General features: G+C 68.2%; 10 protein-coding genes. 3 read left to right on the top strand and 7 right to left on the bottom strand.

Going from position 1 to position 11,475, the window contains the following annotated elements:
- Positions 1-68: 68 nt before the first annotated feature.
- The gene (pdxR, locus tag EV650_RS23795) at positions 69-1,436 is read left to right on the top strand and encodes a MocR-like pyridoxine biosynthesis transcription factor PdxR (protein ID WP_134121225.1); all 1,368 of its coding nucleotides are present in this window, start codon (positions 69-71) and stop codon (positions 1,434-1,436) included.
- Here the strand turns inward: pdxR and EV650_RS23790 are convergent.
- From EV650_RS23790 to arfA, 5 genes are read right to left on the bottom strand one after another with little or no spacing between them, the layout of a single operon-like run.
- Positions 1,423-2,253: a hypothetical protein gene (locus EV650_RS23790; RefSeq protein WP_238174412.1), complete on the bottom strand. Its 831-nt coding sequence runs from the start codon at positions 2,251-2,253 to the stop codon at positions 1,423-1,425. The two genes, pdxR and EV650_RS23790, sit on opposite strands and share 14 nt — an antisense overlap.
- 1 nt (position 2,254) lies before the next feature.
- Positions 2,255-3,145 carry a hypothetical protein gene (locus EV650_RS23785; RefSeq protein ID WP_166678250.1) on the bottom strand — a complete coding sequence of 297 codons (891 nt, stop codon included), beginning with the start codon at positions 3,143-3,145 and terminating at the stop codon, positions 2,255-2,257.
- A gap of 60 nt (positions 3,146-3,205) precedes the next feature.
- Positions 3,206-4,096 (bottom strand): glycoside hydrolase family 43 protein, encoded by an 891-nt coding sequence (locus EV650_RS23780; protein WP_134121224.1) that lies wholly within the window; start codon positions 4,094-4,096, stop codon positions 3,206-3,208.
- Positions 4,097-6,307, bottom strand: a complete 2,211-nt coding sequence (locus tag EV650_RS23775; RefSeq protein WP_238174411.1) for a family 43 glycosylhydrolase — start codon at positions 6,305-6,307, stop codon at positions 4,097-4,099.
- Between the two features lie 13 nt (positions 6,308-6,320).
- Positions 6,321-7,808: an arabinosylfuranosidase ArfA gene (gene arfA, locus EV650_RS23770; RefSeq protein ID WP_134121223.1), complete on the bottom strand. Its 1,488-nt coding sequence runs from the start codon at positions 7,806-7,808 to the stop codon at positions 6,321-6,323.
- Between the two features lie 118 nt (positions 7,809-7,926).
- Here arfA and EV650_RS23765 point away from each other — a divergent pair, with 118 nt between their 5' ends.
- Entirely contained in the window at positions 7,927-8,925 is a 999-nt protein-coding gene (locus EV650_RS23765) for a LacI family DNA-binding transcriptional regulator (protein WP_134121222.1), read from the top strand.
- Here the strand turns inward: EV650_RS23765 and EV650_RS23760 are convergent.
- Entirely contained in the window at positions 8,922-10,064 is a 1,143-nt protein-coding gene (locus EV650_RS23760; RefSeq protein WP_134121221.1) for an FAD-dependent oxidoreductase, read from the bottom strand. The two genes, EV650_RS23765 and EV650_RS23760, sit on opposite strands and share 4 nt — an antisense overlap.
- An 85-nt stretch (positions 10,065-10,149) precedes the next feature.
- Here EV650_RS23760 and EV650_RS23755 point away from each other — a divergent pair, with 85 nt between their 5' ends.
- Positions 10,150-10,710, top strand: coding sequence for a TetR/AcrR family transcriptional regulator (locus EV650_RS23755; RefSeq protein WP_134121220.1), 561 nt, complete (start codon positions 10,150-10,152; stop codon positions 10,708-10,710).
- Here the strand turns inward: EV650_RS23755 and EV650_RS23750 are convergent.
- The gene (locus tag EV650_RS23750; protein WP_134121219.1) at positions 10,677-11,465 is read right to left on the bottom strand and encodes a sugar phosphate isomerase/epimerase family protein; all 789 of its coding nucleotides are present in this window, start codon (positions 11,463-11,465) and stop codon (positions 10,677-10,679) included. The two genes, EV650_RS23755 and EV650_RS23750, sit on opposite strands and share 34 nt — an antisense overlap.
- Between the last annotated feature and the right edge of the window lie 10 nt (positions 11,466-11,475).

The following is an 11,475-nucleotide window of genomic DNA, read 5'->3' as shown; positions in this document are numbered from 1 at the left end:
ACAACTAGATTCGAGTACGAGTGGCATGCTGGCACGGTCCATTCCCGTTCGAATCAGGTAGTCCATTCGTGGAGAGTTCGCTCCCGCTGACCATCGACCGCGCCGCCGGGATCCCGCTGCACCTGCAGTTGGCCGAGCAGTTCCGGGCCGCAGTGCTCGACGGCCGACTCCAGGCCGGTCACCGACTCCCGTCCACCCGGGACCTGGCCCGCGACCTGGCCGTCTCCCGGTCCGTCACGCAGGCGGCGTACGACCAGCTCCACGCTGAGGGCTGGATCGAGGGCCGCACCGGCGCCGGCACCTTCGTCACGGACGTCGTACCCCTGCAACCCGCCGTACGACGCCGCACGACGCATCCAGCGGATTCCGGCGAGAAGCTCCTGACCCTCCGTCCCGGCATCCCGTACATCGCCCCGACCCCGGATCCCGGCTGGCGCCGAGCCTGGCGTGAGGTGTCGACCCAGTCACCACCCGGCGGGTACGACGACGCTGCCGGACTGCCCGCGCTCCGCGCCGCCCTCGCCGATCACGTCGGCCGGGTCCGCGGGATCGCCTGCGGACCGGAGAACGTGCTCGTCACCAACGGCACTGTGCACGGGCTCCGCCTGCTGCTCTCCGTCACGAGGAAGCCCGGCGACCGGATCGCGATCGAGGATCCCGGCTACCTCAACGCGGTCGCCGCCGCCCGCGACCACCACCTCGAGATCGTCGACGTCGGAGTCGACGAGGACGGCCTGCAGGTCAGCGCCTTAAAGGACGATGTCGCCGCCGTCTACGTCACGCCGTCCCACCAGTACCCGCTCGGCGGCCGGCTACCCGTTGCCCGACGCAACGAACTGGTCCGCTGGGCGCGCCGGACCGGCAGCATGCTGATCGAGGACGACTACGACAGCGAGTTCCGGTACGACGTCGCGCCGCTGCCCGCGCTGGCCCAGCTGGACCTGGAGCGCGTAGTCCACCTCGGGACGTTGTCGAAGACGATCAGCCCGGCCCTCCGCCTCGGTTGGCTGGTGGCAGCAGAGCCGGTCGTCGACCGCCTCGCCGCGTACCGCGCCAACTCAGGCGACTGGCCCGGCTGGCCGATGCAGGCCGCCATGCTCGCCATGCTCCACGACGGCTACCTCGACCATGCCGTCCGCCGCGGCCGCCGCCTGTACGCAGACCGCCGTACCCACACGGTCGCGGTCCTCTCGCCGTATGGCCAGGTCATCGGCCAGGACGCCGGCCTGCACATCACCCTGCTGCTGCCGGACGACGCCGACGATCTCCGGATCGCCGCCGAAGCCCGCGCAGCAGGTGTCGTGATCGCCCCGCTCTCGGAGTACCGGCGTACCGTGCCGGGACCGCCAGGGCTGGTGATCGGCTACGCGACTCCGTCGACGTCCGACCTGCACCGCGCCCTGACGATCCTGACGGAGGTCCTTACTCGCCGTTGAGCGGGTCGATGTCAGGAGTGCCGCCCCAGCGGTAGTACACCGGGGCCTTGTAGCTGCCCGCGGACGAGCTGAGGTGGTTGATCACCGTGGCAGTACCGTTGGCGCGACCAACGGCGTACCAGTGAGCGGTCTTTGTGTCCTTGTCGATGCCGACCAGCAGCGTGCCGTTCTGACCGCACTTGCTCGCGAGGAGCTTCTCGAAGCCTTGCCAGGTCTTGGTGCGGACCGGCTTCACGATCGGCTTCATCGGCGCCGCGGTCGGAATGTGGATGGTGTACAGCGCGCCGCCCCGGGTGTTCGCGAGGAACGTGTCGTACGTCGCCGTCTTGCTGATCAGCGCCATCGACTTCACCGCCGCGAACCCGGTCGCCGAGCCGGTCGCCTTCCACCCGCCACCAACGGACCAGCGGAACAACGTGCCGTCGTTGCGCAGTCCGTACGCCGTTGTGCGAGCGGTGGTCTGGGACACCTCCACTGCGGTGAACTTGGACCAGCCGCCGCCGACCCGCTGCGTGACGTTCGGCAGGCCCGGGACGAACTCGTTCATGGTGTCGATCGAGTACACGCGGTAGTACAGGGAATCGCCCTGCACCACCCAGCCCGCGTTCGTGGCGCCGAGGTTGGACGCGTCGCTCGTGAACGTCGTACTGAGCCGGACCGCTCCCGGCGCGAAGACGCCGAAGATGGGCCCGGGCAGCCCGACGTTGCGAGCTGGGTAGCCCACCGTAATTCCGCCGTTGTCCTGTGCTCCGCTGTCGAGCACTGATCCCGGTGCGAGCGAACAGGCCGCGGTGGCGAGGATGGCCGTCAGCAACATGTCAGTCTCCGTTCAGCGGGTCGAGGTAGAAGACCGGGCCCCAGCGGAAGTAGACCGGGTCCGGGAAGGTGCCGCTGACCTTGCCCAGGCTGTTGATCACCGTGGACGCACCGTTCGCGTGCCCGACGGCGTACAGGTAGCCGGATCCGGTGTCCTTGTCGATCCCGAGCAGGAGCGTCCCGTAGTTGCCGCACTTCTGCGCGATCATCGTCTCGAAGCCCTGCCAGGTGCCGGGACGGACCTTGGTGACGATCGGCTTCATCGGCGCCGAGACCGGGATGCGGATCGTGTAGAGCGCACCGCTGCGGGTGTTCGCGAGGAAGGTGTCGTACGTCGCCGTCTTGCTGATCAGCGCCATCGACTTGACCGACGCGAACCCGGTGGCCGACCCGTTGCTCCGCCAGCCGGTGCCGACCGTCCAGCGGAACAGCGTCCCGTCGTTGCGCAGTCCGTACGCCAGCGAGTGGAACGCCTTGCCCTGCTCGAAGTGCGCGACCTCGAGCGCGGTGAAGTTCGTCCAGCCACCGCCGATCCGGGTGGTGATGTCGGTGCCCTCGTTGAAGTTGTAGGACCGACTGAACAGGGTGTCGCCCTCCACCACGTAGCCGGAGTGGTCCGCGCCGGCCACGCTCGGCTCGACCTCGAACGAAGAGCTCAGCCGGACCTTCCCCGCCGGGAACACGGGTGGGCTGTCGGTGCCGGGAGTGGTCATCGTCGGCGGTGTGCCGGCGGTGATGTTGAAGCCGGTCTGCAAACCCTTGGCGGTGACCGAGCCGGGGTTCATCCAACAAGCCTCGGTGGTGGCGGTGCTTGCGGCGTGCGCCGATGGCACGAACGCTGCCGCGGTCAGCGCGACCGCCCCCGCCAGGCTGGAGACAACAGTGCGTCGCATAACGATCCCTCCCCAGAGCTGCTTCTTCCACAGAGCCTGATGCGGGCGGGACCGAAAAGGTTATGGACGCAGGGGATTGTCGGCGAGCGGCGGCTGGACGATCGGGGTGTCGCCGTCCCAGGTCAGCCGCGAGAGCCACATCGTGCGGCCCTTCGGGTCCGTGCCGACCTGCGCCGGATCCCAGGCGTGGTAGACGAACCAGTCACCCAGGACCATGTTGTGTCCCGGCCCGGCAGCATCAGGCGAGCTGGACAGGATCGGATCGCCGGACTTCACACATGGACCGATCGGCGACTCGCAGACTGCATGCCCGACGGCGTACGTCGCCTTGTCGAAGGCGTTGCCGGAGTAGAACAGGTGGAACTTCCCGTTCCGTTCGACCATGTACGGCGCCTCGACCAGATTGCCCTCCCAGGCCAGGTCCTGCTTGATCATCCGTCGTACCGGACCGATCAGCGAGAGTCCGTCGTCGGACAGCTCGGACACGTAGATCCACGTGTCCACGCCGATCGCGTTGCCGTCGTTCTTCCAGTACAGCCAGCGCCGGCCGGTCGAGTCCTGGAACGGCGACGCGTCGATCGACCCGCCCTCGTCGGCCTGGCTGATGAGAGGGCTTGGAGATTTGTCGACATATGGACCTGAGGGTGTGGACGCCACCGCGACACCGACAGCCTGCCGATCGACTGCGGTGTCGCGGGACGTGTAGTACATGACGTAGCGGTCCGCCGCATGTACGGCGACCTCGGGCGCCCACACCGTCCGCGGCCTGGTCCAATCCGGTAACGACGGCAACGCGTCGCCGACCGGCTCCCACGACACCAGATCGCGGGACGTCAACGTCTGCACGTTACCCAGCGGCCCGTTGGTCGCGAACGCGTAGTACTCGTTGCCCACCGCAATGATCTGCGGATCGGCGAAGTTCCCGTCGTACACCGGATTGGAGAAAGGCATCTATTTGCTCTCGTAGAACTTCAGGTAGTCGAAGGTTGCGATGGGCGGTGGGTTCGCGCCGGTGAACTCACCGTGTGCGAAGAGGCCGATGCGAGCGGCGGCCGGTAGGACCCAGGATGCGCCCCAGGTCCAGTTCTTGCCGTCCACCGAGGTGCCGGCGCGGTAGACGTGTTCACCGGCGGCGTTCTGGTGGTACGCGATCCGCATCCACATCGTCGGTGCGGTCCGCCCGATCGCGGCCGCGCCGTACGACGTGGCACCGTCGGACGGCCGCGCCACCAGCTCGCGCCCGTACTCCGTCTGCCGGGTCTTCCAGATCGCGACATCGCCGAGCCGGGCGAAGTCGTCGTCGTTCAGGTAGACGATCATGCCCGCCTGCTGATAGTTGCGAACGTCGCCGGTGCCAGTGTCGAGGTGCAGCTTGGTCTCCGCGATCCAGCTCTTCCCGGCCGGCGTCGCATGCAGCAGGAGACCGGCGTTGTTCCCGGCCCCGACCATGTCGGCGTTCTCCAGCGGCCAGCTCAGGTTGCCATTGGCAACAGTCGCCTTGTCGTCCTGCCGGACCCACGACCAGTCCGCACCGAGCGCACCGTTGAAGTCGTCCCCGGCCAGCAGCTTCCCGGTCCGCGGTACGTCGGCCATCCGCGTCACCGGAGGCGCAACCGGACGCACCGTCAGGTTGTCCACCTCCGCCGACCCAAGCCACCGCACCGGCGACGACCGCAACTTCAGACCCGGTACGGCGACCTGCGCCTCGGCGTACAAGTCGCCGAGACCGGAGTCGTTCAACCGCGCGGTCACGGTCGAACCGGACATCTGGACGCTGAGCTTGTTCCACTGCGAGCGATCGAAGTCCGCCGGCAACGCGACCGTCTTCGTCCGCCGGCCGACGCTCACCGTCAGCTTGCCGTTCGCCACCGTCGCGACCACCTGGTTGCCAACCACTGTGGTGAACGACGACCCGAGCTTGACGTCCGCCTCGACCCGCAGCGAACCGCCAGGAGCCGCCTTACGAGTCTGTGCAGCGCCGGAGATGGACGCGGCCGGTCCGCCGAGCGAATCGCCCGGCTGCCTCACAGCGCCGACCAGTCCGGCGGCCGGATCGGTCGAGTCGATGCCGAGCCCTGAACCGGTTGTTGGCGCGGGCACCGGTCCCTCGGACGGTCCGAGGCCTGCCCGGGTCCGCGGCCAGCCGTTGATCCAGTCGATGTTGTCGATCAGCATCGGCCGCCGGTTGATCCCGAACGGGTCCGTCAACCACGGCGTACCGCGGTCGATCGCGTGGTAGACGATGTGGTCCTGACCGGCCGCGTCGGTGATGAACGCATGGTGGCCCGGCCCGATCCACTTGTTGCCGTTCTGCGTGATGACCGTCGTACCGCCGACCCTCGAGTCGGTCAGCGCGGCGCCGTCCGCGTCGACGAACGGGCCGCGCGGGGAGCGGGACCGGCCGGCGAAGACGGAGTACCCGGTGGTCGGGCCGGCGCAGCAGTTCATCGACGAGCCCATGAAGTAGTACCAGCCGTCGCGATAGACGACGTACGAGCCTTCGTAGCGGTCGCCGATCGTGACCTGGGTGGGAGTGCCGACCGCGTGCATGCCGTCGGCGCTCAGCTCCGTCACGGAGATGCCGCCGTTGAAGCCGCCGTAGTACAGGTATCGCTTGCCGTCGGCTGCTGTCAGCTCGGCCGGGTCGATGGTGCCGAGGTAGCCGCCGTTGCCGTCGGACCGCGGTGCCACGACCGGGCCGTCGCTCGCGGTCCACGGTCCGGCCGGGGTCGGTGCGGTGGCCACACCGATCGCGGGATCACCGCCCGCGTTGGCAGTGGTGTCGGTGACGGTGAAGTACATGATGTAGCGGCCGCCGAAGTACCGGATGTCCGGAGCCCAGAAGAACGAGCCCGGCGCGGCCCAGGCCGGCTTGGTCTGGTCGTTGAAGACCGTGCCGAGATACTCCCAGGAGCTGAAGTCCTTGGTCCGGGCCATGTGCATCAGGCCGAACGGGCCGTTCGCGACGAGCGGGTCGGAGGTGGCGTACGCGTACCAGTAGCCGTCGCGGCCCTGGATGATCGACGGGTCCGCGAACGAGTCGGCGAAGCTGGAGGTGATCGGGTTGGTGGTGGTCACGACCGGCGCTGCGGTAGCAGGCGACATACCTGCCGCTACCGCGACGACAGCGAGTGCTGCGGCGAGCAATCTCTGAGAAGGCACAGGGCGGGTCCCTTCAACTCAAACGGATCAAATGCCACGAAGCCGGAGGCAGCGTGGCAGTGCAGACACCGTCCACGATCTCGGTGCCGTCGACGGTCCGGGGTTGCACCCGGTCCGGATCGTCCGCCGTGTTGACGGCAGACCGGTCCTCGTCGTACAGGGCAAGGTGCTCGATCACCCGGCGTCCGGTCACCGGGATCTCCAGGTCGACCTTGTCGTTCTCACTCCGGTTCACCACGAAGATCGCGGTCTCCCCGGTGCTTTCGTCGTACGTCGCCGTGCTGAGCAGGGCCGGGATCCGGCCGAAGGCGGCGGTGTCGATCTCCGGTCCGCCGCTCACCGCGGTCTGCAGGACGGTCGGACCGGCGTACCGCGCGGTCAGAGCGAACGGATGGAAGATGGTCTGCCGCCAGGCGCGGCCGCCGGGCTCGGTGCGGATCGGGGCGATCACGTTGACCAGTTGCGCAAGGCAAGCAATCTTCAACCGGTCGGCATGCCGGAGCAACGTGATCAGCAGGCTGCCGACGACGACCGCGGCGTCGACGGTGTAGCTGTCCTCGATCAGCGGGCCGACCTCACGGATGCCGAGGCCGAGCTCGCCGGGGAAGTGCTGCTGGTACCAGACGTTCCACTCGTCGAACGACAAGGTGATCTCCTTGTCGCTGCGCTTCAACGCCTTCACATGATCGGCGGTCGCGATGACGGAGGAGATCATCCGGTCCATCTCTTCCGACGCGGCCAGGAAGCTCGCTTGGTCGCCGTCGTGCGGTTCGTAGTACGCGTGCAGGCTGATGTGATCGACCAGGTCGTACGTGCGTTCCAGTACGACGCGCTCCCACTCGCCGAACGTCGGCATGCCGGCGTTGCTCGAGCCACAGGCGACGAGTTCGAGATCGGGCTCGACCCGGCGCATCGCGTTCGCGGTCTCCTCGGCGAGGCGCGCGTACTCCTCGGCGGTCTTGTGGCCGATCTGCCACGGGCCGTCCATCTCGTTGCCGAGGCACCAGATCTTGAGGTCGTGCGGCTCGGGGCTGCCGTTCGCGACCCGGCGGTCTGACAGCTCGGTGCCGGGCGGGAGATTGCAGTACTCGAGCAGCTCGACGGCTTCCTTGATCCCCCGGCTGCCGAGGTTGACCGCCCAGATCGGCTGTACGCCGGCCTTGCGGGACCAGGCGACGAACTCATCGGTGCCGAACTGGTTCGGCTCGATCGCCCGCCAGGCCAGGTCGAGCCGCCGCGGCCGCTGGTCCTTCGGGCCGACGCCGTCCTCCCAGTCGTAGTTCGAGACGAAGTTCCCGCCCGGGTAGCGGACCGCGGTGACGCCGAGCTCGCGGACCAGCTCGAGCACGTCCTGCCGGAACCCGTCCGCGTCGGCGGTCGGATGCTCGGGCTCGTAGATGCCGGTGTAGACACAGCGCCCCATGTGCTCGACGAACGAGCCGAACAACCGCCGGTCCAGGTCACCGACCACGAACGCCGGGTCAACCACAAGCCGAGCCACAGGATCTCCCCAGAGTCGTTTACAACGTTTAACGTGGTTGTCTACAACGATTGACAATCTCTGTAAAGAGCTCGGCGATGGCACACTCGGGCGACAGCACGGTGAGTGGAGGCTTCCGATGGCGACCAGGCTGAGTGATGTGGCCGCGCAGGCCGGTGTGTCGGTGAAGACCGTCTCGAACGTGATCAACGACTACCCGCACATCACCGCGCAGACCCGGGCCAAGGTCGAGGCCGCGATCGCCGCGCTGGACTACCGGCCGAACGTCAGCGCCCGCTCACTGCGCAAGGGCCGCTCGGACTTCATCGCACTGGCCATCCCGGAGATGGCCTCGCCGTACTTCGCCGAGCTCGGGGCCGCGATCAGCCGGGCCGCGAAGCGCCGCGGGATCACCGTGCTGATCGACCAGACCGAGGGCGAGGCCGCGGCCGAGAGGGTAGTCATGGACGGGATGCGCGGGCAATTGATCGACGGCATCATCTTCTCCCCGATCACCACCGTCCCGAGCAAACTGACCGCGGCCGACACCGGCAAGCCGTTGGTGCTGCTCGGCGAGCGACCGGCCGGCGGTCAGTTCGACCGGGTCGCGGTCGATTCGGTGCAGGCGTCGTACGACGCGACCTCGCATCTGATCTCGATCGGGCGACGCCGGATCGCGGCGATCGGCGTCGGCGGGACCAGCACGGGAGCGGTCCGGCGGAAGGGCTACCGCAAGGCGCTGAAGGCGGCCGGTCTGCCGCACGATCCGGCGCTCGAGCTGGCCGGGACCGGGTACCACCGGGAGGACGGCGCCGCGTCGATGCGCGAGCTGCTCGCGCTACCGGAGCCGCCCGACGCGGTCTTCTGCTTCAACGATCTGCTCGCCCTGGGCGCGTTGCGGACACTGGCCGACGCCGGGCTGCGAGTGCCGAACGACGTCGCCGTGGTCGGGTTCGACGACATCGAGGACGGCCGGTACCACTCGCCGACGCTGACCTCGATCTCGCCCGACAAGGAGTGGCTGGCCGACAACGCCGTCGCCCTCCTGCTCGAACGGATCGCCGGCCACGGCGACACCACCCACCGCGACCTCACCGTCCCGTACATCCTTCAGATCCGCGAATCCACCGCCGGCTAACGCTCGGGGAAACCGGCGAGTTGTTTGGCTAGGCCGGTCTGGGCCTTGCCGACTCGGCCGACGATGCTGAGTACGGCGTTGCGCACCGGACGGATCGCCGGCGGGACGTTGGCCAGCCGGGTCAGGCGGTGCGCGAGTCCGATCACCCGAACTGCTTCCGCGCGACTGTTCGTGGCGTACGTGTCCAGGTCGGAGTCGTCGCCCTTGAGCGCCTGGGAAAGTGCGTCTGCCAGAGCGACCGCATCACGCAGACCCAAGTTCATGCCTTGACCACCGGCCGGGCTGTGGGTGTGGGCTGCGTCGCCGGCGAGCAGGACGCGACCGGAGCGGTACTCGTCCGCGACCCGTTCGTGGATCCGGAACCGCGAACCCCAGACCACCTCGGTCACCTTCGGGTGCGCCTTCCGCGGACCGCGGTCGTCGACCAGCTGCTGCGCGAAGGCAATGTCCGGGTGCTCGGGTGCGTCGTGCACCTCACCAACCAAGCGGAAGCTTCCGTCCGGCAACGGCGCAACCACGAGCAGCCCGGACGCCGCGAAGTACAACCCGACCTCGTCGGTCGGCAGTCCGCTTTCGACGCGGATGTCGACCAGGCTCAGAGACAGCTCCAGCGTGTTGCCGGGCATCCGCAGACCGGCCAGCTCGCGGGTCGTGCTGTTCATGCCATCGGCAGCCACGACGTACTGCGCTTGGATCACGTCGCCGTTGTCGAGCGTGACCTTGGCGCCGTCGGCGTTCTGCGTCAGCCCGGTTGCGGCGTACGGACGGAGGACGGTGCCGCCAAGCTCCTGTAGCCGCTCGAGCAGGACCTGCTCGGTGACCGGCTGCGGGATCATCGTCACGAACGGGTAGTCGGTCGGCAGGTCCTCGAATCCGACCGGGATCAGCTTGCGGCTGCCGGCCCGGATCGTGAAGTCCTCCAGCTCGAGTCCGCGCTCGACGAGCTCCTTGGTCACACCGAGCGGCTCCAGCACCTCCAGCGTCCGCGGGTGGATCACGCACGCCCGGGACGTATTCGTACCCTCGGCCAGTTTGTCGATCAGCACCACGTCGTGCCCGTGCAGCCGAAGCCCGACCGCCACCGCAAGCCCAACCGGACCTGCACCCACCACTACGACCTCTGTACTTCGCGGAGTCATCGTCTCTCCTTTATCAACACTTGTTGACTTTCACGCTAGGTCCACATCTTGCGAAAGTCAACAGGCGTTGGCATATGCTGTGGGCATGGCGGAGAAGAAGTCCGATCGGACCCGGGCGGCGATCCTGGCAGCGGCCCGCGAGCGGTTCGGCGCGGACGGCTACGAGCGCGCCACGATCCGGGCGATCGCGGCCGACGCGGCGATCGATCCGGCGATGGTGATGCGGTACTACGGCAGCAAGGAGAAGCTGTTCGCGGCGGCAGCCGAGTTCGACGTACGGCTGCCGGACCTGAGCGACGTACCGCGCGACCAGCTCGGTCAGGTGCTCGTCCGCCATCTCATCGAGCGTTGGGAGGAGGACGACACGCTACAAGTGCTGCTGCGCACCGCGGTCACCAACGAAGCCGCGGCCGAGCGAATGCGGCAGGTGTTCATCGGGCAGCTCACGCCCGCGTTCGAGCGGGCTGCTGTGGACCAGCCGGCGGTACGGGCGGGGTTGATCGCCACCCAGGCGCTCGGCTTCGCGTTCTGCCGCTACATCCTGGAGCTCGAGCCGATCGTGGCGCTGTCCACCGACGAAGCGGTGGCGTGGCTCGGCCCGACCATCGCGCGCTACTTGACTGCGCCCTCGCCCAGCCAGGCGTGAACGGCCGGCAGTGTCTCCGCCAACGACGGCAGGTGCGGGTGCCACTTGAGCTCCCACTCGAGTGAGAGCGGGTAGTCGGTCCCGTCCAGCACCTTCATCAGGTCGTGGATCGGGAAGTCGCCGGCGTCGATCGCGACCGGGCGGTAGTCCTGCTGCGAGTCGGCCTGCTTGAACTGGACGATCTCGAGCCAGGGCCGCAGCAGGGTGAAGGACTCGTCCAAGGTCTCGCCGTGCGACCAGGTATGCGAGCTGTCCCAGATCGCCTTCACGTTGTGGCCGGGGACGTCGGTGTCGAGCAGCGCGCAGAACGCGGCGACCTGCCGGGCGGTCGAGTGCGAGTCGTGCGTCTCCAGCAGGATCGGGACGTCTCGGGGCGCGGACGTCACCCGGTCGAGGGCGCGGATCTCGCCGGCGCTCGGGGAGTCCGTCGTACCGGTGTCGGCGGCCGGGTCGTCGCCGGGGAAGACGCGGACGCCGCGAGCGCCCAGGTCCGCGGCGAGCTCGAGGTGGGCCTCGAGCGGCTGCTCCTCGACCGCGCAGATCTTGACGTAGCTGCTGACCGCGAAGATCTCCAGCCCGGCGTCCTCGATCCGGGTCCGCAGCTCACGCCGCTGCTCCGCGGTCAGGCCGGTGTGAGTGAACTCGTCCGGCGCGGCCCGCAGTTCGAGACCGGTGAAGTTGTTGCCCTGGGCAAGCGCCAGGACGTCGTCGAGCGGAGCTCCGGGACAACCGAGGGTGGCGAAACCTAAACGCATACAGCTATCA

The organism is Kribbella kalugense (assembly GCF_004365875.1).
Classification (GTDB): domain Bacteria; phylum Actinomycetota; class Actinomycetes; order Propionibacteriales; family Kribbellaceae; genus Kribbella; species Kribbella kalugense.
This window is presented reverse-complemented; position numbering and strand designations above follow the sequence as displayed.

Bases quoted from the DNA above. Each gene is read 5' to 3' on its own strand.
- EV650_RS23760 (WP_134121221.1), bottom strand. From the start codon at position 10,064: ATGACTCCGCGAAGTACAGAGGTCGTAGTGGTGGGTGCAGGTCCGGTT.
- EV650_RS23780 (WP_134121224.1), bottom strand. From the start codon at position 4,096: ATGCCTTTCTCCAATCCGGTGTACGACGGGAACTTCGCCGATCCGCAG.
- EV650_RS23785 (WP_166678250.1), bottom strand. From the start codon at position 3,145: ATGCGACGCACTGTTGTCTCCAGCCTGGCGGGGGCGGTCGCGCTGACC.
- EV650_RS23765 (WP_134121222.1), top strand. From the start codon at position 7,927: ATGGCGACCAGGCTGAGTGATGTGGCCGCGCAGGCCGGTGTGTCGGTG.
- EV650_RS23790 (WP_238174412.1), bottom strand. From the start codon at position 2,253: ATGTTGCTGACGGCCATCCTCGCCACCGCGGCCTGTTCGCTCGCACCG.
- EV650_RS23755 (WP_134121220.1), top strand. From the start codon at position 10,150: ATGGCGGAGAAGAAGTCCGATCGGACCCGGGCGGCGATCCTGGCAGCG.
- EV650_RS23750 (WP_134121219.1), bottom strand. From the start codon at position 11,465: ATGCGTTTAGGTTTCGCCACCCTCGGTTGTCCCGGAGCTCCGCTCGAC.